The organism is uncultured Alcanivorax sp. (genome assembly GCF_947258575.1).
In the GTDB taxonomy this organism is placed as follows: Bacteria; Pseudomonadota; Gammaproteobacteria; order Pseudomonadales; family Alcanivoracaceae; genus Alcanivorax.
In genome coordinates, this window is record NZ_CAMYIV010000006.1 from 73,142 (window position 1) to 98,898 (window position 25,757).

Genomic DNA, 25,757 nt, shown 5'->3' on the forward strand with positions numbered 1-25,757 from the left:
GGGGTAACCATGTTCGGACATCGTTTGCTCAAAATGGCCGCCTGGCCGGGGGAGCGGCGCTTTGCCGCCGGGCGGGCACATCTGGAAAGCGTGCAAAGGCGAAAACTGGCGTTGCTGCTGCGCAAGGTGGCAGCCTGTGAGGTCGGGCAGCGCCAGGGCATAACGGCAGACTGGCACTGGGAGACCTTTGCCGAGCGCGTACCGGTCAGCGACTACGAGCACTGGCGTAACCCGGTTGATCGTGCTCGCGAGTCTGGTGGCAATGCCCTGATACAGTCTCCTGTGGTTCGCTATCAGCCCACCAGCGGATCCACTTCGGCGATCAAGTGGATTCCCTATACCCGCCATTTTCTCTCGGAACTGGATAACGCCATCAGCCCCTGGATCGTGGACCTGTACCGTCAGTTCCCCAGGCTCAGGCAGGGCCGTCACTACTGGTCCATGTCCTGGGTGCCGACCTCGCTGCGGGACAACATGCGGGAGGATATCAACGACGATATTCAGCTCATGTCCATGGGAAAGCGGTTGTTGGCTGGTGCTACCCAGGCAGTACCCCAGGATGTGTCTCTGGCGCGCACGTCCGAGGATTCCCTTTTTGCCACGCTGGCCTATCTGATCAGTGATTCTTCCTTGTCCATGATGTCCATCTGGAGCCCCACTTTCGGTTTGGGCTTGCTCAAGTCCATGGCCACGTGGCGTGAGGAATTGGCCGAGGTGTTGGCGACCGGCTCCTGGGGCAACCGCATGCTGGGCAGCAATACCCAGTCCTGCCCCCGATCCACCCGGGGGGCGGAACTACTGCGTCAGTGGGATGGCCGCCTGAGTGCGGATTTCTTTATGACATTGTGGCCGTCACTGGCGCTGGTCAGTGCCTGGGATACTGCTGCGTCCGGGCCCTGGGCCCGGCAGCTGCACGCCCTGTTGCCGCAGGCGGCGTTCCAGGGCAAGGGGCTGTGGGCTACCGAAGGGGTGGTCACCATTCCCTATCAGGGGCAACACGCGCTGGCCTATCGCAGCCATGTGTATGAATTTCAGGACCCGTCCGATGGCACCATCTATGCGCCCTGGGAACTGGAGCAGGGGCAGCAGGTGATGCCCTTGCTCAGTACCGGTAGTGGCCTGCTGCGCTATCGCCTGAAAGATCTGGTCCGTGTTGATGGCATGCCGGGGGGGATTCCTGCGCTGACCTTCCTGGGGCGTGCTGGTACCACGGACATGGTCGGTGAAAAACTCACCGCGGCGGCGCTGGATGCCGCGCTTGCCAGTATCGCCTTGCCGGTAAAAACCCTGCCTGTGTGCACGGTGGCAGTGGAGGATGCCGGTGAGGGTATTCCCGGTTATGTGCTGTTGCTGGAAGGGGAGAGCGCGGAAAGTGCAAAAGTGGCAACTGCCCTCGACAGTGCCCTGCAGCAACACTTTCATTACCAGCTGGCCCGCAATCTGGAACAGCTGGCACCGCTGCGTTGCGTCATTCACCCGGACATGCGCGAGCGTTACCTTCAGCAGTGCCGCGAGCGGGGCATGATCGAAGGCAACATCAAGATGGAGTCCCTGCAGTACTGGCCCGGAGAGTTGCCGGTATGGCTTCGCCACTCGCAGGCATCGGCTCGGGCAGTCGGGGAGGCAGTGCTGTGAGTTACCGCATACGCCAGGCCCGGCAGGAAGATAACGGCGCTATCCTGTCGCTGTTGCAGGGCACGCCTCAGCCCGGTGCAGTCACCCTGAATTTCGAACGTAATCCGGACTACTTTCGTGGCGCCCGGGTGACCTGTGAAGAGCCGGATGTCTGGGTGGCGGAGCCCCGTGAGGGCCAGGGCTCGATCGGCGCGGTCTACAATGTAGGCTGGCGCAATGTGTGGGTAAACGGGCAGGCGAAGCCGGTGCGTTACGCCCACGATTTGCGTATTGCACCACACTGTCGCGACGGCATGATTCTGCACCGGCTGTTTCGCCAATTGCGCAAGCAACTGGCGGACGGTGAGTGGATGCAGACCACGGTGTTGCGCGACAACATGGCGTCCCTGTCCACGGTGGCCAGTGGTCGAGCCGGGCTGCCCACTTATTATCCGTCGGGCACCATTGAAACCAGCATGCTTTATACCCGGGCTCGCCCCCGCAAACTGCCTGACGATGTGGTCATTCGCCAGACTGGTGAGACAGACCTGGATGCTATTTCCCAGCTGCTGCGCTATCAAGGCGCCCAGAAACAGTTTTTCCCCTATTGGGATGTGTCTCGCGTGCGGGGTGATGCCTATTGCTACGGGCTCAGCCCGAGCAACTTTATCGGCTTGTGGATTGGTGGAACGCTCAAGGGGCTGATGGGGTTCTGGGATCAGCAGGGTATCAAGCAGACACGAGTCCTGGCCTATGCCCGCGGCATGGGTGTCATGCGCCATCTTTACAACACCCACAGCCTGCTGCGTGGCGGTATGAAATTGCCGGCACCGGGCGGTGTGCTGTCCTACCTGACTCTGCACAGCCTGGTGGTGGAGGACAATCGCCCGGAGCTGCTCCGGCTGTTGCTGGACGATGCCATCAGCCGCTTCCATGGTCACTATGATGCACTGGTATGTGGTTTTTTTGCCCAGGACCCGCTGGCCCGGGTGCCAGCGAGTTACCGTCGCAGGCTGTTGCTCAGCGACCATTTTCTGGTGAGCTATGACGGCGATCCGCGAGACCAGCTCGACGGGCGCCTGCCCTATGTGGAGGTCGCTCGCCTGTGAGTGCCAGCGCAACAGACTACATCGGCATGTGGTATCGGGCCCGCGCCCGGCTCGGTATTGATGATCGTATCGAGTTTATCTTCATCACGCCGGGTACCGGCAAGCGCCATACCGTTGCGCTGCGCCATCGAGACCATGATGGCGTGGGGGGTATCGCCGAGTCCCTCAAGCGTATGGGGGTTCGTCAGCCAACCATGCCCCTCAGCCGTCAGACACGGGCGCCCTCGTTTTGGCGGCGCTGGCAGTCACGGCCAGAGCAACGTCTGCCACAATCGCCACAATGGCGTGCTTTTGACGCGTCTCTGCAGGAACAGCCGGATGAGCCACTGGTGCAGTGGCTGAGCCCGCAGCAGACCCGAGGGTTACGGCAGCGTGCCGACGCCAAGCGAGTGTCGCTCAACAGCCTGCTGTTGCTGGCTCTGCATCGTGCCGTGGCGGAGACCCTGATGACGGGCCCCGGTCCGGTGAGCTGGTGTTTCCCGGTGAATATGCGCGGGGTAGTGCCCATGGGGCGGCCGGGGATGAACCTGTCCAGCGCCTTTTATCTGACCGTGGATCGGGATGACACGCCAGAGCAGCTGGATCGCACTATCCGCAGCTACCTGAAAGCCAATATTCACTGGCGCTACTGGCACCTGGCCCGCATTGGCCGGGTGATCGGTCAGAGGGGGGTGGATTGGTTGTGTGGTCGCCTGCTCAACGGCCCCCAACACGCGGGGTCCTTTTCCAACCTGGGAGACTGGCAAATCGATTTTGTTTCTGGCGGCTTGCCTCCGGATACGGTGTTCGTTTGCTGCGGTCCGGGCAGCCCCAATCACCCGGTGGCTAATGGCATGATGATCGTCAACGGCAGCCTCAATCTGGCGCTGAAGCTGCACCCCTCCCTGGGGGCATCACAGGCGGTGGCCGAGCAATGCCTGCAACGCTGGGTTGAAGGGCTGGGAGTGACGGCATGAAACGGATTCTCAGTCTGCGTGCGTTGGTGGCCCTGCTAGCGTCCTTGGCCATGGGGCTGGCGGTGATCGCGCTCTATCTGGTGCCACCGGCTACCCCCACCCTGAAAACGGAAGACACCATACTCGCGCTAGATACCTGGCAAGTGGAATGGAAAGACGTGGTGATCCCGGTGCACAGTCAGGGCCTGGTTCGCGCTCGTCACGAATTACCCCTGAGTCTGGAAGTCTCCGGCCGGGTGCAGGAAGTATCGCCGCTGCTGGCGGACGGCGGGCGGGTCACTGCTGGCGAGGTACTGCTGAAACTGGACCCGGAGCCCTTTGCCCTGGAAGTCACCGCCCAGCAGAACGCGGTCCACGCCGCGCGCCTGCACCTGGAAGAAACCCGGGCGCGAGCGCGGGTGTCCGGGTCCTCCAAACGGTCTTCCGCACTGGGCCGTTTCGAGCCGCAACTGGACGAAGCCAACAGCCGGCTTGCTTCCGCCCGTGCCGGGTTGCGCCAGGCCCAGCGTAACCAGGAACAGACCGAGCTGGTGGCGCCCATCAGCGGGCGGCTCAAAGCCGTTCAGGTGATGGCCGGTCAGCAAATTCAGGCCGGCAGTGTGCTGGCGCGGTTATATCAGGAAGACATGGTGGAAGTGCGTCTGCCGGTGCGCGATGAATGGCTGGCTCTGCTTGGCATCATGCCCGGCGATGAAACGACCCTGCGGCGGGTCAACGTTACCCTGCGCGGCCGCTTTGCCGGCCGCGATGGCCAGTGGCAGGGCACGGTGGTGCGGCGTGAGGGCGGCCTGAACAAGAACCGCATGATGCATCTGATCGTCCAGGTCACCAATTCGCAAGACGGCCTCCCCCTTGAGCCTGGCGTGCTGGTGCAGGCGGAGTTGCGTGGAGCGCCGACGCGCAACGTGGCGATGCTGCCCCGGGCGGCTCAGGCCGGCGAAAATACGGTCTGGGTACTGGATAAGCACAAGCGCTTGCGTCGTCAGTCGGTGGCAGTGCTGCATCACGATGACGACTACCTCTACCTGCACGATGGAGTGACAGCGTCGTCACGGGTGGTACTGGCCGGTGATCTGCAACTGCTGGAAGGCATGCGTATCGATCCCCGCGTTCCTGCCAGTGGGCTGGCGGACCGTTCTGTCACTGAGACAACCCTGTGAATCGCAGTATTGCCTGGTTCGCCCGTAACGGCGCAGTAGCCAACCTGCTGATGATCACCCTGCTGCTGGCAGGGTTGATGGCCATCCCCCACACCCGCCAGGAAACTTTGCCCAACGTGCCGCTGGATCGCATCGGCATCTACGTGGCCTGGCCCCAGGCCACCCCGGAAAGCGTGGAAGCCATGGTCTGCACGCCGGTGGAAACCGCCATCGACGATGTGGAAGGGGGCTCCGAGCTGATCAGCGAAGCCCGCGAGGGGTTGTGCTCGGTGCAACTGGATGTGCTCAAGGGCCATGATACCCGCGCCGTGCTGGAGCAGATCCGTACCCGCCTGGAAGGGCTGGACACCTTGCCCCGCGACGCCGAGCGGCCCCGGGTGCAGGAGCTGATCGTGCGTAACCGGGTGGTGCGCTTGCTGCTCAGCGGCAGCCTGTCGCGCCAGGATATCTATCAGCTCGCTCACAATGTGCGCAGGCAGCTGCTCAATCATGAGGCGGTATCCAGCGTGGATATCGAGAACCTGCCGGAGCGGGAAATGGCGCTGACCGTGGCGCGGGATGATCTCTACCGCTATCAGCTCACTCTGGAAGGCATGGCCGCTGCGGCCAGCGAGAGCGTGGAGCGTATCGCCGGAGGGCTGTTGCGCAGCGACCGGGGTGATTGGCTGTTGCAGACCGGCCAGCAGCCGGGAGACGCCACCGCCTACGAGCAGCTGGTGATCCGCCAGTCGGAGCAAGGCGACCTGCTGCGGCTGGGGGATGTGGCGCATATCGAGGACGGTTTCTCCCGGGACAGTCAGGCTGCCTGGCTGGACGGGCAGCCGGCGGTGGCCCTGGATGTCTACCGGGTGGGCGACCAGAACGTGCTGGACGTGGCCGGGGCCGTGAGCGGCTATCTGCAGGAGGCGGAGCTGCCCCGTGGCGTGGCCCTGCGGGTGTGGACCGATGACGCCGCCCAGTTCCGCGAACGCTCCCACCTGCTGTGGCGCAATGCCCTGCAGGGGCTGGTGCTGCTGACCCTGATGCTGGGGGTGTTTCTCACCCTGCGCCTGGCGGGCTGGGTGGCGCTGGGGATTCCGGTGTGCATGCTGGGCGCCTGTGCCTTGCTGCCGGTACTGGGCGAATCCTTCAATACTATTTCCCTGTTCGCCTTTATTTTGGTGCTGGGCATCGTGGTGGACGATGCGGTGATCGTCGGTGAAAGCATCGATCAGCAACGTAGACAGGGCGGCATGAGTGGCCAGGAAGCGGCCATCGCCGGCGCCCAGCGGGTATCGAGGCCGATCCTGTTTGCGGTGCTCACGACCCTGTTTGCCTTTGCGCCGCTGTTGTTTCTGCCCGGCCCGGAAGGGGCCTTGATGCGCGTAATCCCCATCGTTTCTATGGCCATTCTGGTGCTGTCGCTGGTGGAGTCCCTCTGGATTCTGCCCTCGCACCTCAGCTATGACCGCCCGGCCCGGGGCATCTGGCGCAAGTCCGAGCAACTCTCCACCCGTATCAACGCCGGGTTGGACCGCTGGCTGGAACACCGCGCCCGGCCATTGCTGCGCCGCGCGCTACGTTGGCGCTATGTGCTGGTGGTGGTTTTCGTGGGGCTGTTTATTTTCTGCTGCGCCCTGGTCAACAGCGGCTGGCTGACCATGGTGCTGTTCTCCCGGGTGGAGGGGGATAGGGTGATGGCGGAAGTGGTGTTTCCGCAGGGTACCGGCGAGGCGCGGCTGCTGCGTGAAGTGCAGGCTCTGGAGGGCTCTGCCCGCAAGCTGTCTGCGCAGTTGCAGGGCGACGATCAGCCGGTGACCGTGGACGCGGTGTTTGCCGAGCAGGGGGTACGCCAGAAAACCTCCAATGCCCGCGATCCGGGTGCCCGTTTCCGGGTGCGGGTGACCCTGGCCATTGGTGGCGATACCAGTGCCCTGCCGCCCCGGGAGCTGGCCAGCCTGTGGCGCGACCAGCATGGGCCGATCGCCGATGCCCTGTCGGTAAAATTCCACGCCAGTCTGATGCAGGTGAAGCCGGACATTCACGTCAACCTGTTCCACCCGGACCTGGCCACCCTGCAACGGTTGAGTGAGCAGACGGCGCTGGCCCTGTCGCGCATGGAAGGGGTTCACGAGGTGGCCAACAACCTGCATGCGCGGCGCACCATTGTGGATATCGGCCTGCGCGAGGAGGGCAAGCTGGCGGGCCTGCGCGAAGAACAGCTTGGCTCACAGATCCGCAATGCCTTCCACGGCATCGAGCTGGACCGCTGGTTCGAACAGGACCAGGAGGTGCCGGTGATGCTGCGCCTGGCCAGCGGCGACAGCCGCCGTATCAGCGACCTGGAACGCCTGCCGGTGCAGCTGCCGGATGGGGAAATCACCGTGCTGGCGGCAGTGGCAGATCTGGATCGTCGCCAGGTACCGGCCATGATCAGTCATTACGATGGCCGCCGCAGTGCCACCGTCAGTGCCTTCGTGGATGAACATGTGACCTCGCCCGCCCAGGTTATGACGGCGTTGCGCGAACAGGTGCTGGCGCCCATGCAGACGGCGGATGAACAGGCCGGCTGGACCGTGGCTGGCAAGCAGGCGGCGATCCAGGATTTCCTCGATCATTTGTCGATCAGCTACCTGATTGCTCTGGCGGCCATCTTCTTCCTGCTCACGATACTGTTCGGCGGCTACGGCCAGCCGCTGCTGGTGATGGCGGCGATTCCCTTCGGCATGGTGGGCGCCTTCATGGGCCACTTCCTGCTGGGCTACAGCCTGACGCTGTGGTCTCTGGTGGGGGTGATTGCGGTGAGCGGGGTGGTGGTCAATGACAACCTGGTGCTGATCGATGCGGTCAACAGCTTCCGTGCCCACGGCATGCGCCTGCGTGATGCGGTGATCGAAGGGGTCAGTGGCCGTCTGCGACCGGTGATGCTGACCTCCATCACCACCTTCGCCGGGGTGGCGCCGTTGATGCTGGAAACCAGTGTCCAGGCCCGCTTCCTGATTCCCATGGCGGTATCGCTGGCGTTCGGCGTGTTGTTTGCCACTCTGGTCAGCCTGCTGCTGGTGCCCTGCCTGCTGGTGGTGAGCCATGATGCACGCACCCTGATCCAGCGCGGCCTGGCCCGCTGGCGGGCGCCGGAGGCTGCGGAGGACGACAGCGTGGACATGGCCTATGAGCGGGGCCGCATGACGGCCTGGTGGGTTACCACCAACCCTTACCAGGATGCCGTCCTGCGTTCCGCCTGGGAGGCCGGTCGGCAGGATCATGGAGCTACCAGCGACGCGACAGAACACCCGTAGGAGCCAGCGATGCTCAGAATCGCGAGTGACGAGTTACGAGGAGCGAACCCCGGTTTTCGAAACTCGTGACTCGTACCTCGTGACTTTTTCGCCAGCAGGCTGGGTTATTCGCTACGCTAACCCTTCGGGCCGCACGGAACTACATGCGTTACTTCGCTACGCTCCGTTCCTGCATGGATGGTTGTCCACAAAAAAGCCCGACCCGGTTTCCCGGGTCGGGCTTTTGCGTCAGGCCGTCAGCGTCTTGCTTATGCCTTGCCCTGATTGGCCACAGCTTCGGCTGCCTTGGCCACTTCCTCGGCGTCGCCCAGGTAGTAGTTCTTGATTGGCTTCAGGTTGTCATCCAGCTCGTAGACCATCGGCACGCCGGTGGGGATGTTGAGCTTGACGATTTCCTCGTCGGAAATGTCGCCCAGGTACTTAACCAGTGCGCGCAGGCTGTTGCCGTGGGCGCAGATCAGTACCTGTTTGCCGGCTTCGACCTGCGGCTTGATCTCGCTTTCGAAGTAGGGCACGAAGCGATCCACGGTGTCCTTGAGACTTTCGGACAGGGGGATCTCGTTCTCGCTGAGGCCCTGGTAGACCCGGAAGTTGCCGGCGTAGCGTTCGTCGTCGCGCTCCATCTTCGGCGGCGGGGTGTCGTAGCTGCGGCGCCAGATATGCACCTGATCGTCGCCGTACTTGGCGGCGGTTTCTGCCTTGTTGAGACCCTGCAGGGCACCGTAGTGGCGTTCATTGAGACGGTAATCGCGGATCACCGGAATCCACATCTGATCCATGTTATCGAGGATGGACCACAGGGTGCGGATGGCGCGCTTGAGCACGGAGGTGTAAGCCACATCGAACTCAAAGCCTGCTTCCTTCAGCAATTCGCCGGCCTTGCGGGCTTCCTCGCGGCCCTGATCAGTGAGATCCACGTCTTTCCAGCCGGTGAAACGGTTTTCCTTGTTCCAAACGCTTTGGCCATGGCGGACCAGTACCAGTTTCGTGCTCATGGGTTATTCCTGTGCGGTTTTCAGTGCGGCGCAAAGCGTAGCAGAAAAGCGCCGGGAAATTGAGCGTGAGCCGGGATATTTCGCTGGAATTCGATCCGCTGAGTGCAATTTTTCACACTGTCTTCAGGCGGTTATCTGGTCGACTCGCGGATAAATCCCATATCGGCGGCCTGCGTTGCTGAAATGTGCCGCCCTGAGCCCGTATAATCGTCGCCAATTCAGACTCAGGCGACTTCATGGCTTATCTCTGGTGTGACAACAGCGACGACATCACCTCCTGGCGCTCCGGGTTGGCGGCGACAACGCCTCTCTATCTGGACACCGAATTCATGCGCGAGCGCACCTTCTGGCCGCAACTGGCCCTGGTGCAGGTTCACGATGGTGAGCAGATCCGGCTGATCGATACCACCAAGGCGAGCGGCCCGGATCTGGCGCCTATGTTTCAGCAGCACACCCTGGTGATGCATGCCTGCTCCGAGGATCTGGAGGCCATCGCGGCGTTCAGCGGTGACTACCCGGCGGCCATCGAAGATACCCAGATCGCTGCCGCCCTCACCGGCGAGGACATGCAGCTGGGTTACCAGAGGGTGGTGCAGATGCTGCTCGGAGTGGACTTGCCCAAGGGGGCTACCCGCACCAACTGGCTCAAGCGACCGCTCAGCCAGGAGCAGTTGCTCTATGCCGAGGATGATGTGAAATACCTGCCCGAGGTGACCGACATCCTCCGGGGCCGGTTGGTAAACCTGGGCCGTGAAAGCTGGTGGCGGGAAGAATGCGAGCGGCTGCTGGCCCAGGCCCAGGCGGTAACCGCGCCGGAAAAGGCCTGGCGCAATGTGAAAGGCGCCGGCCTGCTACAGGGTCAGGCGCTGGCGGTGCTGGCGGTGTTGACCCCCTGGCGGGATCGCATGGCCCGGGAGCGGGATCTGCCCAAGGGCTTTGTGCTCAAGGATGCCCAGCTACTGGATCTGGCCCGCTCCAGCCGCAGCGACCGTGGTTTGTTTTCGGAGCTGGGTCTGCATCCCAAGGTGGTTCGCCGCGATGGTGATACCATTCTGGAATTGCTGGCAGAGGGCCGACGCGGCACGCCGCCGGAACCCTTGCCGGGGCCGCCGGATGCTCACCAGAAAAAACTGGCCAAGATCCTGCGTAAACGGGTCGGTGAGATTGCCGAGTCCATGAACATGAAGCCGGATGTACTGATGCGCCGTCGCTGGCTGGAGTCCTTGATCCGCCACCCGGATCAGGTGCCCGAGCCACTCACTGGCTGGCGCCATGAGATTGTCACCAGGCCCTTACTGGAGTTGCTTTGATGTTGAAGGGCAAGCTGTTCTGCTCGATCTATAAAAGCCGCCGCAAGGCTGGCATGTACCTGTATGTGGATCGGCAGAAGGGAACCGGAGACCTGCCCGAGGTGCTGTTGAAGCAGTTTGGCAAACCGGTGCATGTGAGCGACATGATTCTCAGCCCGGACCGGCCGTTGGCCCGGGCCGAGGTCGCCAAAGTCATGGACGACATCCGCATCAAGGGGTTTTACCTGCAAATGCCGCCGCCACCGGATGAAGACATGTTCATGGCCGATGGCCATCCTGACAAACCGGCAGGGCCGGATGCCTGAGAAGGGCCTGCGTGAACGTTTCTGGGAACTGCCTCTGGGGGAGTTGTCGAAACCGGAGTGGGAAGCCCTGTGTGACGGCTGTGGCCGTTGCTGTCTGGTGAAGTTGCAGGATGAGGACAGTGGCGAGCTGGCCTTCACGAACCTGGCCTGTCGTTATCTGGATAGCCAAAAATGCCAGTGCCGGGTGTACGATAATCGCTTTAGCAAGGTGCCCGATTGTATCCAGGTCACCGAAGCAGTGGCACGGAACACCGCCTGGTTACCGTCCACTTGCGCCTACCGACTGCGTGCCCACGGGCAGCCATTACCCGCGTGGCATCCGCTGATCAGTGGGGATGCGGGAACGGTCAGGCAGGCGGGAATCAGCGTGGCCGGGCGAGTGGTCTCCGAGCAGCTTGTGCACGAAGACGATTGGGAAGAGCATATTATTCACTGGATAGAGTAGACGGCTTTAATCTGGGCTCAGTGCGGCCTGCTTTATCTCTGATACCTGAACCGGATGGGAGTCATTGTGACAACACAAGCGTATATGTGGGGCTGGTTGGCGTACTTGTTGGGCTGTCTGGGTGTGCTCTTCGTCTGGTGGTGGCTGACCCGGCCGCTGGCCGTGTGGGCCAAGGTGCCGTTGCGTATCCTGCTGACAGCGCTGCTACTGACCCCCTGGTCGGTATCACCGCAGCATGATGAATGGGCGCCGGCCTGGGTGGTGACACTGTTCGACGGGTTGGCCCAGGAAGATGTGAGCCTGTGGCGTGCTGGAGGCCCGCTGCTGGCCATGCTGGTGGTGGCCCTGATCGTGGCGGCGCTGGAACTGTGGCGTCAGCGGCGCAAGCACAACGTCGGGGCCGCTGAGCAATGAGCGACTGCATTTTCTGTCAGATCCGCGACGGCAAGCTGCCTGCCAGTGTGGTCTACGAGGATGACCGGGCCATGGTGATTCTGGATCTGTTTCCGATCCGCGAAGCCCATTGCCTGGTGATTCCCAAGACCCATGCGCCCTTGCTGGAACAACTGGATAGCCCCTTGACGCACCATCTGATGGACTTGGCACGGCGTACCATCGTGGCCCAGAAAAAGGCCGGATTGGCGGTGAGAGCCCATAACGTGGTGGTCAATGATGGTCGTGAAGCCAATCAACACGTGCCCCACGTTCATGTGCACGTGATCCCCCGGCGCGGTGGCGACACCCTGGCGACCGCCTTCACCTGGGCTACCCGACTGCTCAACGTCTTCGGCCTGGCCCGCCGCCGCAAAAGACTGGATCGCCTGGCTGGCCTGCTGGCGGAGCATTTTCCGGAAGCCGCTAAATAGTTAACAGTGAATAGTTAACAGCGTCGCGAGTTGGCGGTGTTTTTGATCTGGAACGCAAAAGGCCGCGCGCAGCCTTTGGGCGCGGCCTGTTTTTGGAAAAGAACAACAAAAGACTTGATAGTGTTCCTCAGATCGCAGCCTGAGACTGTTCACTGTTCACTGTTCACTGTTCACTGTTCACTGTTCACTGTTCACTGTTTGCGCCAGGCACGTACCCGTAATGGCCAGTGTACCGTGCGCAGCCCGTCCCCCCAGGCTTGCCTGAGCGTTGGTGCGAAGTCGTCCAGCGGATGCTCCCCGGTCCGGGCGGCCTGGACCAGGGCGGACCAGGTGTCCAGATAGCCGAGCATGTCGCTAGCCGTCCAGTTGCGGGTAATGGCGTCGCCGGGGTAGGGCAGTGTGGGCCAGGGCAGGCTGGCATCCGGGTAGCCGGCCACCACTTGGGCCCTTTCAGGCGGCCACCAGGGCGCCAGCGGGCCGTCGTGAAAATCCTGGATCATGCTTCCCAGTCCTGTCACCTCACAGACCCCGTAACTGATCAGTGCCAGCATGCCGCCGGGGCACAAGGTGCGTTGCGCTTCAGCGTGAAAGGCAGCCTGATCAAACCAGTGGTAGGCCTGGGCGACGGTAATCAGGTCCAGGCTGGCGTCTGCCAGCGGTAATCGATGGGCCATACTAAGCAGATAGTGGCTGCGCGAGGCAGGGGCTGCCAGCAACTGCTCATGGCTGATGTCGGCACCTAGCACCTGCCGGAACCAGGGCTCCAGGCCCCGGCTGGCTTGACCGCTGCCGCAGCCCAGATCCAGTGCAAGATGATGGCCTGTGCTCTGATTGCTCAGCCACTGGAAAAGAGAAGGAGGGTAGGTGGGGCGAAACTGCTGGTACTGACTGCCGCGCTGAAACAGCGATTCAGTCACTGAAGAAACCGTCGTCATCGAAGTGGGCAGCCCACAGTCGGCCATCCGCCCGTTCCAGGTCCAGAGCAATACCCGCCATGAGCTGGCCTTCCGGAGCCGCACACCAGGCGACAGTGCCGTAGAGATGGTAAGTGCCGTGCTCTTCGAGCAGGGCCACCCATAGCTCCACATCGGTATTGGGCTTGATCGGGGCCGGTAGTTCAATGCTGATGCCCGCCAGCGAGACATCGTTTGTGGTCAGATACAGACGATCAGCGGGATCCAGCGACCCTGACTGGCTGGGAAGCAGCGTCAGCGCCAGGTTTTCTTCACGCGAAGTGCGAGGGAAGCGACGATTGTCCATTGCCGTTGCCATAGGATTTATCCGTAAATCATTCTGTCGACGGCATAGGCGGCAATCGCCATGGTGGCGACCACCCCTGCCAGGAACAGCAGGAACAGCAGAGCGGGTTTAACCGTTTTCGGCAAGGGTTCGGTTTCCCGTGGAGTGCGGGTCTCCTGCGTTTTGCTCATCAGCCATCTCCCTGATTTATCCCGATACTTTACAGTATCAGCTATCCGCGGACGATAGGAAACTGGTATCGAATCAGGCGGCTGCCTGAGTGCGGGATTGTCGGCCGAATGGCAGACAAAAAAGAAGGAGCCCTGAGGCTCCTTCTTTGGTGGGTTGAGATGAGCGCGGAATTTAGCCGCCAATCTCGATCTTCTGGAACATGTACTCATGCACCGAATCGGACATCAACGGTAGATAAGATACCAGCAGCAGCGCTGTCAGCATCACCGCGATGGGAAGCAGGAACTTCTCATAGCGACGGAAGAAGCTGCCTTCCTTCAGCTTGGCCGATTCTACCTCGGCTTCGCCGACTACCTGTCTCGTCAGCAAGTGGTTGAGTGCCACCGGTGGTGACAGATAACCCAGCTCAAAGGCTACCAGGGTAATCATCCAGAAGTGCAGCGGCGCAATGCCGTTGTCGAAGGCTATCTGTGCAATGGTGGCATTCACCAGGATCACCGCCCCGTAGGGGTCCATGATCATGCCGATGATCACCATGGTCACTACCAGCAGGGTCATGGCCAGCCAGACGTTGGCGAAGGTTTCCGGCAGGTTCTCCATGACACCGGAGCGCTCGATGATGCCGCCTACGCTTACGGACAGTGCCATCAGCATCAGCAGGGCACCAATATGGCCGGTGGTCTCGTTGGTGGCAAAACGCAGAGAGGTCTCCAGTTTTTCGCCAACCCCTTTCTCTGGTTCGTAATGGGTGTCGATATGCGGCTTTTTCATGAAGTACTGCAGCAATACCGCACCCCCGAGGAACAGGTTGCGCCACAACAGCCCCCAGAACAGGGACTCCAGATCCTCGGCGGAGGTGCCGGTGGGAATATTGCCAGCTTCCAGCATCGCATTGATGCCTACCAGGTTGTACATGGAGTACGCCAGGAGAGGAACCAGTACCACAGTAAACAAATGCAGGGATTTAGTGCTCAATTTCTCGTAGATGAGAATGGAAAGCAGCATTACCGGCAGGATGATTGGTGCATAGTTTTCGTTAAGCTCGGTATCCAGCAGGTCCCGGAAGAACACCAGCACCGTACCCATGATGATCACATAGGGCAGCAGTGGAACCAGGCGCTTGATGCTGGCCGGCACGGCTTCGGAGAAGGGGGCAATTCGGGCCGCTTCGGTCCGCGCAAACTGGCTGTAGATGAAGAACAGCAGCAGCGACAGGCCGAAGATCTTCAAGCCTGAGGTGAACAGTTCGTCCGTGGTTACGGAGTTGTTCAGGGCGGCAATGATGACCACCAGCAGACAGGGACGCAGTACCACACCCATGGAACCTGACATGGCAGTGGCAGCAAGAGCCAGCTGCTTGCGGGCGCCGGCACGGATCAGCTCGTTGTAGATAGTGGCACCGGCAGCAATAACGAAGATACCGGAGGCGCCGGTAAAGGCGGTAGGAATCGCAGTAACGGCGAGTACCACAAAGCACATCAGTTCCGGGGACATTTTCCACGGACGCAGTACATCAAACACCAGATGGGCCATCTTGGTCTGGCGCAGCATCATACCGATCCAGATGTACAGAGCCAGGCTCAGGAACAGGGTGGACAGTTCCATCATCATGCCCAGGTAGACACTGATACCGTGGTAATAGCCCTGGCTGACGAACTGGATGCCTGCGGTGATACACATGAAGCTGTACAGCGGAATGGTCAGCAGGGCTTTGCCCCAGCTACCGCCTTCTTCCAGATCCTTGGGGGGCTTGACCAACTGCCAGAGCGCGGCCAGGGACAGCAACGCGAAACCGGCGATCCAGAACTGGTGAAGATAGAAGTGGTTGACCTGAACCCCGTCGGCCATGGCGCTGACTTCTTCGCCACGGTAAATCCAGGCAGACATCAGCAACATCACATTGGCGGAAAGCTGGCCAAGACTGGAAACGAAATGGTCCTTGCGGGTCTGTGCCGGACGCAGGGAAATATGGTGACGTGTCAGGGTGGCTGTGGCAGCACAGATAATCACCAGAATACAGAGCAGCAGTCGCTTGTAGTGGCCTAGCGTGGTCACGATCTTGGCCACACCGCCTTCCAGGGTCCGGAATGCAATGACCCCAGGGGTCACTTTCTCCTGCACCATGGTGTAGGTGGCCCATTTCTCGCGGCAAATCTGCTGCGAGGATTCCAGCGAAGTACGCAGGGCGTCTTCATTGACCTCGGTGCCGAACATGCCGGCAAGAGGGTCATCTGCCATCTGTTGTTTCTTTCTGATGATGGCTTTTTCCAGCTGTTCATCAATATTGGCGTCTGGATTACAGGTCGGCTCCTGGAGAATGCCAGCACCCCGTAACTGGAAGTAGCCTTCCCAGGTATTTTCACCAATTTTCAGCAATTGAGAGTGAATGACTTCCCCTGACGCGAGAAATACCGTCAGCAACAGGAGAATCAGGGTTGGTAGCGATGACAACCATTCACCGACGGAACGGTTCGCCACTTTCATAGAAGAAGGTTTGTCCATTGTGCACCCGGTTATTGTTATACCGTCTTGGATTGGGGGAAGAGGCAACCCATGGGCCCTCAAAGCCTTTTGCCGCATTCCAGGACAGTGTAAACACCTTGACTACCCGGCAGACGCAGGCCGGGTGACAGAAGTAGGTTGCTAGGGAAAACGGGGCCGCGAGACCCCGCTTGAATCTTTATAGGCTTACTCGACCGGATTAACGCATTCCGCGCGGGAAGGCTCTTCCTTGCAGCGCACCTTGCGTAGCAGGGACATCATGTCCTTGCTGTAAACGCCATCATTGGTCAGTGCAATACGGGCTTCGCGCATCATTTCGTCATAACGCAGCTTGTCGGCCTCGGGGATGCGAATCCACCACTTCTTGTCGACTTCGTTGTTGGCGTTCTCAATGACGGTCATGGCACGGTCGAACTGGCCGAGCATGTACTTACGGGAGCTGTTTGCAAAACCGTCCGGGAACCGGTCTTTCTTCAGGATCACCTGGGCGGTCAGCTGGCCAAGCACGTAGTCGATCATGCCGCCGTCCGGCTGCATGCCCTTGTACAATTCCAGCGCGGAGTAGGCAGCAATGGGGGCAAAGCAGATGTCCACAGAGCCGTTGTTGAAACGGCCGGAGAAGTTGGTGATGTCAGACATTACCGGAGACATGCCAACACGGGACGCCATGCTGGCCTGGGCGCTGTCGTATTCCAGTACGGCGATGGATTTGCCTGACAGTTCGCTCACCGTGTCGATGGTGCGATCTTTCACAAACAGGTAGGCGGCACCCATGGGAGCAATGCCGCCCACTTCGTAGGGACCGGAAACCAGTTTCTCATTGATGGACGGGTTGCCGCTGGCCAGCACGGTTATGACGGTTCGCATGGCGTCATAGGAGGGGATGGCACCGATGGAGTCCAGGCTGCCGGTGTAGTTATTGAATTGGCGGCCACGGATACCGGTGAGCACGGCAGCATCACACTGGCCAGCTTTCAGATCCTCGGAGGCGATTTTCTCGTCAGTGTAGGGCTTCAGCTCCAGGTCAACACCCCAGCCGAGGGCTGCGGTCTTGTAATCCTTCATGATGTTATAGATGTCACCGTTGGCGCCGATGATGTCAAACACACACATGGTCCGCTCTTCAGCGGCTTGGGCAGGGCTGAATGTCAATGCAAGTGCAGCAGTGGCTGCAGTGGTAAACGCCTTCAAATAGCGCATGGCTTGTCTCCTGGTTACTTCTTAATCTAATTCAAAGCGGCCCCAACCGGGGCCGCAAACAGGCTTACAGCAAATCGTCAATATTGATCGCCGGTCCAGACTTGGCGGCGTCATCCCAGAAACTACCGAGACCACCAATAGGGGTGCGCTTACCGGTATTTTCTGTCCATTCCCGGTCGGAGATGCCAGTAACGATGAAGCCGGCAATGGCATCCATCATGGCATATTCCGGGTCCAGGTTTTGGTCGTTGGCGGCAAAGTCACGAATGGCTTTGCGCATACGTTCGTCATCGCCTTTGCTGAAGGCGCTCATGGCATACAGGGCACTGCCCAGACGAACGCCACCGTCAAAGCCGGCTTTGGCGGACGCTTCCAGTTCTTTCCATGGCTCGGCATTGGGCGGAGCCAGCATCGGCAACAGGTTCCAGACAGCAGCACGGGCACCGCGTGGCACACCCCACCACTTGTCGTTCTCCAGGCACTTCATGTTTCGCTCAACCTTGGCAGCCAGATCGCGGGGTACACCCACGGCGCCATCGGATGCGCCATCATTGAGCAGGGCCTGGACACCGGAGATATTGCCGACCATCCATACCAGTTCGTCGAAATCGGTTTTCAGCTTGGGACATTCGCCTTCTTTCTGTTCACCAAAGGCGGTGAGCATGTTCTGGTAGGCGGTATACTGTCGCTGTGCTGCAACCGCAGACCAGCGCTTCTGCTCGATGCGGGCGTCCTGGGCTTCGTTCACATTGCCATCCTTCACCGCACGCATGTAGCGCAACTCGGCATCGATGGCGATCTGTTCGGCACAGGTGGCGGCCGTGGTGAAGACCATGGCACCCAGCTTCTCGGGGTGAGAACCGACGCGTTCAAAGGCCATCAGCAGCGGAGTCTGGGCTTCGCCGGTGACACAGGCCATGCGTACATCATCAAACGTGAGCATGTAGGGAAGCATTTCGGAGCGGCCGAAGCTGATCAGCACGTCCCCGGTTGTCTTGTAGATGACGCCACAGCCTTGCAGAGCCAGGATGGCGCCCCCTACCAGGGCCAGACGGGAATGTCGTAGCATTTTTGTCAAGGTCAGAGAACCCATTCTAAAGCTCCTTAGTTATTGTTCTCGAATTAGCGGATTCAAAGGTACGAAAGTCCGTCTATTGGCACAAGCGGCAATTACAAAAAAGCCTGCAAGCAATTACAAACAATAAATTTGCTTTATGATGGAATACGTTACGTTGTGCAGCGCACCCACCAGGAAAGTAAGACTTTATTATGACCGACCATACTGATATCAAAGACATGAAGGCCTGGCTGGCAGGCGAGAGAAGCGGTGTTTCTCTGGCCATGAATACGGCCCGTGGCGGCTGGCGGATACTGGAGACGATCGGGGTGGTCGGTCGCCAGGGGTTAAGCTGGATGCTCGGCGATCGCCCGCCAGTACCGGCTTTGCTGCGCACGACCTTTGAATCCCTGGGTACCACCTACATCAAGCTTGGGCAGTTTATTGCCAGCTCGCCGTCGATTTTCCCGGAAGAGTATGTCGAGGAATTTCAGCGCTGCCTGGACCGTACCCCGGCACTGCCATTTCACTATATTCGCGAAACGATCGAGAAAGAGTTGGGTGGATCGCTGGAGTCTCTCTATCAGTCTGTCGACCCAAAGCCATTGGCCAGTGCGTCTATTGCGCAGGTTCATGCGGCGAAGCTCAAAAACGGCCAGGACGTGGTGATCAAGGTTCAGCGGCCCGGTGTCCGTAATGTGCTGCTGACGGATTTCAACTTTCTCTACTTTGCTGCCCGGGTTACCGAGCGGCTGGCGCCAGGTCTGTCGCGCTCCGCCATTTCCGGTGTGATCGAGGAGTTGCAGGCCGGCATGCTGGAGGAGTGCGACTTCATCAAGGAGGCTCACAATCTCCAGGCGTTCAATGCTTTCCTGCGTGACACCGGCAATACCTCGGCTGTCGCGCCGGATCCGGTCATGTCTCACACCACCGGCAAGGTGCTGACCATGGAGCGCTTCTTCGGGGTGCCCCTCACCGACATGAATGTGCTCAGGCAATATACGGATGATCCGGCGCAAACTCTGATCTCTGCACTGAATACCTGGTTCTCCAGCCTGATGCTGTGCGATTTCTTCCATGCGGATGTGCATGCTGGCAATTTGATGTTGCTGGAAGACGGTCGGGTGGGATTCATCGACTTTGGTATTGTCGGCCGGATCCGCCGTGAGGCATGGGATGGCATGGCCAAATTCTTTGATGCCATCGGACGTGGTGATGTTCGCCAGATGGCGGAGGCCATGGCGATCATTGGCATGACCCGGGAAGAGGTGGATGTGGATGCGCTGGCGCGGGATATCGAAAGCCTGCAAGGGGCGCTTGGCCAGGTCGATCCGTCTGCTCTGGTGCAGGCCGACCGCAACGACAAGGAAGTGAACCGCTTGCTGATGGATCTGGTGAAAATCGGTGAGGGCCACGGCATTCGTTTCCCTCGCGAATTCGCCCTGCTACTCAAGCAGTTCCTCTACTTCGATCGTTATGTGCAGGTGCTGGCACCTGAAATGGATATGTTCAGTGATAATCGCGTCGATATGTTCGGCGCGATTGATGATATGCCGGGCGGTTTTCTGCACTAAAAGCAGCTAGCTACAAGCTGCACTGGTAGGGTAGGCAAAGGTTGGAATGTTCCTCGTGCTTCGTCATTTCTACGAAGCCGCTGTAGGAGCGGCGCTTGAGCCGCGAATCGCGCTTGCGCGGAAATCGACCGCAGGGCGATCAGACATTTGAGTGTTCGACAGGTCTTTCCAGAAAGAACGGCGGCTAGGTTTCTCCTTTGCCGCCTCGCTCGCTACGCTCGGTTCGCCATGCAAGCGTGGGCTCCTACAGCCTTTACTGGACCGCCTACAAGTAACTTCATGGAAAAACCTCGGGCAGGGCGCTGCGTGCTTTGCAAGACCCTGCCGCGTCGCAGCTAGAAGCTTATAGCTCGTAGCTGCTTTTCACTCCACCGGATCCGCACATTCCCCTTTCGACGGATTGAGTTTGCAGCGAATCTTGCGTTGCAGGGTCAGCATGTCCGCATCGTAGTAGCCTTTTTCGCGCAAGGTCAGGCGAGCTTCCTGCATCATGGTTTCGTACTCGCGCTTGTCCGCATCCGGGATTTCGATCCACCAGCGGTCCGGTACCTTGGCAGCTTCCTGGTCCAGTCGTTCCTTGATCAGGTGATAGCTGTTGAAAAACTCCTCGCGAACCAGCTGGGCCACCTCGTTGGGGAATTTATCCTTGCGACCGATCAGTTGCATGGTGATCTGCGCCAGCGGGTAGTCGATGATGCCGCCATCCGGTGACATGCCCTTGTAGAGTTCCAGCACCTCGTAGGCCACCAGCGGGGCTGCCAGTACATCGACGACGCCGTTGTTGAACTTGTTAGGGGCAGAGACGATATCGGAGGCGACAGGGGTGGCGCCGATTTGCGAGACCATTTCCGCTTGGGTCGGGTCATAGTCGAGGACGGCTACCCGCTTGCCCGCTGCATTGGCCAGGGTGTTGATGGTTCTGTCGTTAACGAACACATAGGCGCCACCAGCAGAGGCCAGGCCGAGAATGACGTATTCGCCACTCACCATCTTGTCGGCAGACTTGGGGCTGGCCATGACCTGCAGCAGGATTCTCATGTGCTCGTCGCTGGGCACGCCGCCGATGGAATCAATGGTGCCGGTGTACTTGTTGAAAAGGCGACCGCGCAGGCCAGTGATCAGGGCTGCATCGCAGACGCCAGCCTTCAGGTCTTCCACCACCACACTTTCGCTGGTGTAGGCTTGAATATCAAGCTCTACGCCATATTCCAGCAGGCGGGTGCGCTGATCTTCGGCTGCCTTGTAGATGGGCCCGGCACGACCGGCAATATCCCAGATACAGATGCGTCGTTTCAGGGGTTCGCCCATGCTGAAGCCGGCCACTTTCTGCATCGCGTCGATGCGGTCGTCGAGACTGCGACTCTGATCGTAGGCAATGGCGCGCAGTTTCTCTGCGAGCTCGGGGGTAAGCGATACGCCGGGGGCAAACTTTTCCAGCTCGGCCTGTTGTGTCGGCGTCAGATTTAGTTGGTTGTCTGCGTGGGCGATGAGGGCGCCGAGCAGCAGGGGGAGAATGAGCAGTTGGCGAAAAAAAGTCACGCAAGCCTCCATGGGCATTTTATTGTTTGAACCGGAAGTCGTCGCTTCAGGTTGAACGCCCATTGTGACAGTCGTGACTGGTGAGTCGCTGGCTGGCCAGCCGGGGTGGCTGGCCGCGATGCCAACGATGACGTCACCGCATCAGCTTTATTCCGTATCCTGGCTGCATTCGGGGCGCTGAGGATCCACATTGCAACGAATACGTTTCATGATTTTCAACATGGTGGCGTCGTAATAGCCGGTTTCGCGCAGTTTCAAACGCGCAGCGCGCATCATGCTGTCGTATTCCTGTTTTTCATGGTGATCCACGTCAATCCACCAGGTTGCAGGGATCTGTCCCGCTTCTTTTTCCAGGGCATTCTGGATAGACGAAAAACTGTCTGCTGCCACTTCCCGGATCACTGCCGCGAATGCGGGAGGAAAACGATCAGTTTGACCAATCAACTGGGCGGTGAGCTGAACAATGGGGTAATCAACGATGCCGCCGTCGGGTTCCATGCCCTTGTAAAGTTCCAATACCTGATAAGCAACGAGAGGTGCGGGCAGTACATCCACGCTGCCGTTGTTGAACTGATTGGGCGCCGTGGCAAGGGTAGTAGCCACCGGGGTGGCACCAATCTGGGCAACCATCTTCGATTGGCCGGGATCGAAATCCAGTACGGCAATTTTTTTTCCTGCGACGCGCTCCAGTGAATTCAGTCTCTTGTCATTAACAAATAAATAGGCGGCGCCGGCGGGGGTAACTGCCAGAGTCTGATATTTGTTGCTGACCATGTTTTCGCTGAGCTGAGGCAGGGCGATGGATCGCATCAGCATATCCATGTGCTTCAGCGACGGCAGGGCGCCGATAGCATCGATAGTACCGCTGAAACGGACGAACTGGCGGGCGCGAAAACCGCTCATCAGGGCAGCATCGCATTGACCGTTTTTCAATGATGCGACCATGGCGCCTTCGTTGGTAAAGGCCTCCAGGCTGATATCAATTTTATAGCGCAGCAAATCCAGGCGGAGGTTGGTGGCGCCGTTGAAAATGGGGCCGGAGCGACCGGACAGATCCCACAAACAGATATGACGCTTGAGCATATCGTCCGGGCCCAAGCCCATTTCCTCACGCGCTTCCGCCAGGTGTTTTTCCTGCTTGGGAGTCAGTGTCAGAGCCTGACTGGTGCAAGCCAGAGACAGCAGGGCCGAGCCGAGAAGGCTGGTAAATAGGGTGCGATAATTCCCCATGACGCTTCCTTATTCATTCGTTGTCATGCTTATATCATGGGGAAGAGAAGGGAAGTTTTACCGCCTGTATGACAATTGTACGCGGCGCCAGGCGGCGCCGCGTACTACACGCCTTAACGTCTGCTCAAGTGATGCTGCATTCGGAGCGGGTGGGGTCGAATTTGCAGCGTATTTTGCGTTGCAGATCCAGCATGTCGCTGCTGTAGTATTTCTGCGCACGCAGTGCATCGCGGGCATCCTGCATCATCACTTCGTATTCCCGCTTGTCCTTGTCAGGAATGGCGATCATCCAGCGCTCAGGCACTCGGCGTGTTTCCACTTCAATGCGCTTTATCACGTCTGGGTAGGCTTCAAAGGAGGCCTCACGAATCAATTGCGCCACTTCATTGGGAAACTTGTCCAGGCGACCGATCAACTGCATGGACAGTTGTGTTAACGGGTAGTCGACCACCCCACCATCCGGGCTCATGCCTTTATATAGTTCGAGAAGCTCATAGGCGACCAGGGGGGCGGGCAGAATATCGATCTGGCCGTTGTTGAACTTGTTGGGAGCGCTGACGATATCGGTGGTAACGGGGGTAGCACCGATGGCCGCCACCATTTCTGCCTGGGTTTCATCATAATCGAGAACGGCAACCCGTTTGCCGGCAGCCTTGGCCAGGGAGCTGATGCTTCGGTCGTTAACAAAAATATGTGCGGCACCCGCCGGGTAGATGCCCATCACCACATAATCCCCCTGTACCATGTGACCAGCCTGTTTCGGATGAGCCATCACTTTAAGTAAGGTTTGCATATGCTTCTGGGACGGCACTGCGCCAATGGCATCCACACTGCCGCTGTAAAGATTGAACTGGCGAGCACGCAATCCGCTCATCAGGGCAGCATCGCAACGGCCGGCCTTGAGCTCATCCACCATGACGGTTTCGTTGGTGTAAGGCACCAGATCCAGGTTGATGCCGTATTCCAGGGCCAGCGCCCGTTGCTCCATAGCCGCATTGAATACCACGCCGTTACGCCCGCCGATATCCCAGATGCAGATGGTCCGTTTGAGGGTGCTGCCGGCGGGCATCTGATCCAGTCCCACCATCTGGCTGATGGCTTTAAGTCGGCTGCGAACCGGCATCTCTCTGGTGTAAAACACATCCTCGAGCTTTTCGAGGGTGGAGTCATTCAATGTGATGCCGGGCAGTAGTGCCTGGAGTTGCTGCTTTTGAGCTTGTGTCAGGTTGGCCGCGCTCAGTGATGAACACAGCAGACTGACTAGAAAGAAAAGGGTAATGGGGGTGCGCATGGTGATCTCCCTGATGCCGCATTCTTGTTATAGACAATACATTTATCACGCGCTGGCAGGATAAGGGAGAGCTTTGGCGCAGGGGGTGACCGCGTTACGGCAATCCCCGTCGAAAGGGTCAATGGTGGAGCGAGTTGAAAGTTCAAAGTTTAAAGTTGAAACGCGGGCAGGGCCGGGGGTTCATTTCAGTCCAGTGCCCGCGCTGCATTTGGCCGCTGGCACTGGACCGGACAGAGACGTTCCAAACGTGATCGCGCCTTTTCAACTTTGAACTTTTAACTTTCAACTCAGAGTTTTTACTTAGGCTGCGCGTCGATGGATTCCCCGTTCACATCGCGGCTGTCCGGGCCGAGCAGGAACAGGTAGGGGGCCATGATCTCGTCCGGGGTTTTCAGTGTCTGCGGGTCCTCGCCGGGGTAGGCCAGCGCGCGCATGTCGGTGCGGGTGCCGCCGGGGTTGAGGGTGTTGACGCGAATGTTGCTGGTGTTCTCCAGCTCTTCGGCCAGCACCTGTGCCAGGTTTTCGGTGGCGGCCTTGGAGACGGCATAAGCACCCCAGAAGGCGCGGCCCTTGCGACCAACACTGGAGGAGGTGAACAGCAGGCGAGCATCGTCGCTGGCACGCAATAGCGGCAGCATGGCCTGGGTCAGGTAGAAGGCGCTGTTCACGTTCACCTGCATGACCGAGTCCCAGGTGCCGACACCGTAGCGCTCCAGCGGAGTGATGTCGCCGAGCACGGAGGCGTTATGCAGGATGCCGTCCAGGCGTCCGAATTCCTTGTCGAACAGGCCGGCCAGTTCCTGGAAGTCTTCCGGGCGGGCCACCGCCAGATTCACCGGTGCCAGGGCTGGCTCCGGGCCGCCAGCGGCCTTGATCTCGTCGTAGACCTTTTCCAGCTTTTCCGGGGTGCGTCCCAGCAGGATCACGGTGGAGCCGTGGCGAGCCAGGGTCAGGGCGGCGCTGCGGCCGATGCCGGCGCCCGCGCCGGTGACAAGGATAATGCGATCCTTGAAAGCATCGGCGGGGCATTGGTAAGCCAGTGCTTGTGCATTCACGGATGATAATTCGCTCATGCGGTACTCCTTGTGTTCATCGTTTGCAGCAGAGGCAACAGATCGCTGCCCTGTTCCAGATAATAATCGGCCTGCCAGTCGTGGGGGTCATCATCCGCGTCGATATAACCGAAGGCCGCCACGGCGGTGGCCATACCGGCATTCTGGCCAGCCTGGATATCACGCAGATGGTCGCCCACGTAGAGGCAGTGGGCCGGGGTTACGCCGTCCTGGCGAGCCGCCATCAGCAACCCTTCCGGGTCCGGCTTGCGCTGTTTTACATGGTCCGGGCAGATTGCCGCGCTGACGCGCTGGTCTAGATGCAGGCCCGCCAGCACCGGCCCGGTGAACCGTGACGGCTTGTTAGTGACGATGCCCCAGGGCAGACCATTGGCATCCAGCCAGTCCAGCGTCTCTGCCATGCCGGGAAACAGGCAGGTATCCACAGCCAGATGCTGCTCGTAGGCGTTCAGAAGTTCATCCAGTAGCGGCGGAAATTCGGTATCCTCCGGCCCTGCGCCAAAACCAAGCTCGGTGAGCGCGCGGGCACCGTTGGAGACATTGGCGCGCACTGCGGAATAGCTGACTTCCGGCCGCCCATGTTGTTTCAGCAGGGTATTGAGCACCGTATAAAAATCCGGAGCGGTATCAATCAGGGTGCCGTCCAGGTCGAAATAAACGGCTTCAAGCTTTTCCATATAGTCTCTCTACAACGCCGCTGCAGGAGCGCCGCTTGAGGCGCGAAACGAGCGAAGCGAGTAACGAGGTTCGATTTGCGAAAAAGCAAAACCGGTTGTGCCTTTCGCAGCTCGTTACTCGTACCTCGAAACTGTTTTTTCGCGC

23 protein-coding genes are annotated in these 25,757 nt (G+C 59.6%); 11 read left to right on the forward strand and 12 right to left on the reverse strand.

Annotated elements, in window-relative coordinates:
• Positions 1-9: 9 nt before the first annotated feature.
• The 5 genes from Q0Y02_RS06925 to Q0Y02_RS06945 are packed head-to-tail and all read left to right on the forward strand — an operon-like array spanning position 10 to position 8,117.
• Positions 10-1,635 (forward strand): GH3 auxin-responsive promoter family protein, encoded by a 1,626-nt coding sequence (locus Q0Y02_RS06925; RefSeq protein ID WP_297766344.1) that lies wholly within the window; start codon positions 10-12, stop codon positions 1,633-1,635.
• Entirely contained in the window at positions 1,632-2,723 is a 1,092-nt protein-coding gene (locus Q0Y02_RS06930) for a hypothetical protein (protein ID WP_297766349.1), read from the forward strand. Before Q0Y02_RS06925 ends, Q0Y02_RS06930 begins: the two co-directional genes overlap by 4 nt.
• Complete coding sequence (locus tag Q0Y02_RS06935; protein ID WP_297766352.1) at positions 2,720-3,679, forward strand: hypothetical protein; 960 nt, start codon at positions 2,720-2,722, stop codon at positions 3,677-3,679. Before Q0Y02_RS06930 ends, Q0Y02_RS06935 begins: the two co-directional genes overlap by 4 nt.
• Entirely contained in the window at positions 3,676-4,839 is a 1,164-nt protein-coding gene (locus Q0Y02_RS06940; protein ID WP_297766355.1) for an efflux RND transporter periplasmic adaptor subunit, read from the forward strand. Before Q0Y02_RS06935 ends, Q0Y02_RS06940 begins: the two co-directional genes overlap by 4 nt.
• On the forward strand, positions 4,836-8,117 hold the full coding sequence (locus Q0Y02_RS06945) for an efflux RND transporter permease subunit (RefSeq protein WP_297766358.1): 3,282 nt from the start codon (positions 4,836-4,838) through the stop codon (positions 8,115-8,117). Before Q0Y02_RS06940 ends, Q0Y02_RS06945 begins: the two co-directional genes overlap by 4 nt.
• 248 nt (positions 8,118-8,365) lie before the next feature.
• Here the strand turns inward: Q0Y02_RS06945 and gpmA are convergent, their stop codons facing one another.
• Positions 8,366-9,112 carry a 2,3-diphosphoglycerate-dependent phosphoglycerate mutase gene (gpmA, locus tag Q0Y02_RS06950; protein ID WP_272975507.1) on the reverse strand — a complete coding sequence of 249 codons (747 nt, stop codon included), beginning with the start codon at positions 9,110-9,112 and terminating at the stop codon, positions 8,366-8,368.
• Between the two features lie 236 nt (positions 9,113-9,348).
• Here gpmA and rnd point away from each other — a divergent pair, with 236 nt between their 5' ends.
• The 5 genes from rnd to Q0Y02_RS06975 all read left to right on the forward strand — a co-directional run bounded on the left by rnd (position 9,349) and on the right by Q0Y02_RS06975 (position 12,038).
• On the forward strand, positions 9,349-10,422 hold the full coding sequence (gene rnd, locus Q0Y02_RS06955) for a ribonuclease D (protein WP_297766363.1): 1,074 nt from the start codon (positions 9,349-9,351) through the stop codon (positions 10,420-10,422).
• On the forward strand, positions 10,422-10,727 hold the full coding sequence (locus tag Q0Y02_RS06960; RefSeq protein WP_272962194.1) for a YcgL domain-containing protein: 306 nt from the start codon (positions 10,422-10,424) through the stop codon (positions 10,725-10,727). The genes rnd and Q0Y02_RS06960 overlap by 1 nt, the downstream gene beginning before the upstream one ends.
• A complete protein-coding gene (locus Q0Y02_RS06965) occupies positions 10,720-11,172 on the forward strand; it encodes a YcgN family cysteine cluster protein (RefSeq protein WP_297766368.1) in 453 nt (150 codons plus the stop codon). The genes Q0Y02_RS06960 and Q0Y02_RS06965 overlap by 8 nt, the downstream gene beginning before the upstream one ends.
• Positions 11,173-11,238: 66 nt before the next feature.
• Positions 11,239-11,586: a hypothetical protein gene (locus Q0Y02_RS06970; protein ID WP_297766371.1), complete on the forward strand. Its 348-nt coding sequence runs from the start codon at positions 11,239-11,241 to the stop codon at positions 11,584-11,586.
• On the forward strand, positions 11,583-12,038 hold the full coding sequence (locus Q0Y02_RS06975; protein WP_272962191.1) for an HIT family protein: 456 nt from the start codon (positions 11,583-11,585) through the stop codon (positions 12,036-12,038). Before Q0Y02_RS06970 ends, Q0Y02_RS06975 begins: the two co-directional genes overlap by 4 nt.
• A gap of 191 nt (positions 12,039-12,229) precedes the next feature.
• On the opposite strand, the gene Q0Y02_RS06980 is transcribed toward Q0Y02_RS06975, so the two are convergent.
• The 6 genes from Q0Y02_RS06980 to Q0Y02_RS07005 form a co-directional block, all read right to left on the reverse strand.
• On the reverse strand, positions 12,230-12,955 hold the full coding sequence (locus Q0Y02_RS06980; protein WP_297766374.1) for a class I SAM-dependent methyltransferase: 726 nt from the start codon (positions 12,953-12,955) through the stop codon (positions 12,230-12,232).
• Positions 12,948-13,310: a PilZ domain-containing protein gene (locus Q0Y02_RS06985; protein ID WP_297766377.1), complete on the reverse strand. Its 363-nt coding sequence runs from the start codon at positions 13,308-13,310 to the stop codon at positions 12,948-12,950. The genes Q0Y02_RS06980 and Q0Y02_RS06985 overlap by 8 nt, the downstream gene beginning before the upstream one ends.
• Before the next feature lie 5 nt (positions 13,311-13,315).
• Positions 13,316-13,468 carry a hypothetical protein gene (locus tag Q0Y02_RS06990; RefSeq protein ID WP_156964860.1) on the reverse strand — a complete coding sequence of 51 codons (153 nt, stop codon included), beginning with the start codon at positions 13,466-13,468 and terminating at the stop codon, positions 13,316-13,318.
• A 172-nt stretch (positions 13,469-13,640) separates the two neighbouring features.
• The gene (locus tag Q0Y02_RS06995; RefSeq protein WP_272975499.1) at positions 13,641-15,971 is read right to left on the reverse strand and encodes a TRAP transporter large permease subunit; all 2,331 of its coding nucleotides are present in this window, start codon (positions 15,969-15,971) and stop codon (positions 13,641-13,643) included.
• A 186-nt stretch (positions 15,972-16,157) separates the two neighbouring features.
• The gene (locus Q0Y02_RS07000) at positions 16,158-17,171 is read right to left on the reverse strand and encodes a putative solute-binding protein (RefSeq protein ID WP_272975498.1); all 1,014 of its coding nucleotides are present in this window, start codon (positions 17,169-17,171) and stop codon (positions 16,158-16,160) included.
• A 64-nt stretch (positions 17,172-17,235) separates the two neighbouring features.
• Positions 17,236-18,264, reverse strand: a complete 1,029-nt coding sequence (locus Q0Y02_RS07005; RefSeq protein WP_273009268.1) for a hypothetical protein — start codon at positions 18,262-18,264, stop codon at positions 17,236-17,238.
• A gap of 203 nt (positions 18,265-18,467) precedes the next feature.
• Here Q0Y02_RS07005 and Q0Y02_RS07010 point away from each other — a divergent pair, with 203 nt between their 5' ends.
• Positions 18,468-19,802, forward strand: a complete 1,335-nt coding sequence (locus tag Q0Y02_RS07010; RefSeq protein WP_337894137.1) for an AarF/UbiB family protein — start codon at positions 18,468-18,470, stop codon at positions 19,800-19,802.
• Between the two features lie 363 nt (positions 19,803-20,165).
• Here Q0Y02_RS07010 and Q0Y02_RS07015 read toward each other — a convergent pair whose 3' ends face one another.
• The 5 genes from Q0Y02_RS07015 to Q0Y02_RS07035 all read right to left on the reverse strand — a co-directional run bounded on the left by Q0Y02_RS07015 (position 20,166) and on the right by Q0Y02_RS07035 (position 25,612).
• Complete coding sequence (locus Q0Y02_RS07015; RefSeq protein ID WP_297766390.1) at positions 20,166-21,359, reverse strand: putative solute-binding protein; 1,194 nt, start codon at positions 21,357-21,359, stop codon at positions 20,166-20,168.
• 129 nt (positions 21,360-21,488) lie between these two features.
• Positions 21,489-22,571: a putative solute-binding protein gene (locus tag Q0Y02_RS07020; RefSeq protein ID WP_035246529.1), complete on the reverse strand. Its 1,083-nt coding sequence runs from the start codon at positions 22,569-22,571 to the stop codon at positions 21,489-21,491.
• 124 nt (positions 22,572-22,695) lie between these two features.
• Positions 22,696-23,862 (reverse strand): putative solute-binding protein, encoded by a 1,167-nt coding sequence (locus Q0Y02_RS07025; RefSeq protein WP_035246532.1) that lies wholly within the window; start codon positions 23,860-23,862, stop codon positions 22,696-22,698.
• 296 nt (positions 23,863-24,158) lie between these two features.
• Positions 24,159-24,935: a YciK family oxidoreductase gene (locus tag Q0Y02_RS07030; protein WP_035246535.1), complete on the reverse strand. Its 777-nt coding sequence runs from the start codon at positions 24,933-24,935 to the stop codon at positions 24,159-24,161.
• On the reverse strand, positions 24,932-25,612 hold the full coding sequence (locus Q0Y02_RS07035) for an HAD-IA family hydrolase (protein ID WP_272974467.1): 681 nt from the start codon (positions 25,610-25,612) through the stop codon (positions 24,932-24,934). Before Q0Y02_RS07035 ends, Q0Y02_RS07030 begins: the two co-directional genes overlap by 4 nt.
• Between the last annotated feature and the right edge of the window lie 145 nt (positions 25,613-25,757).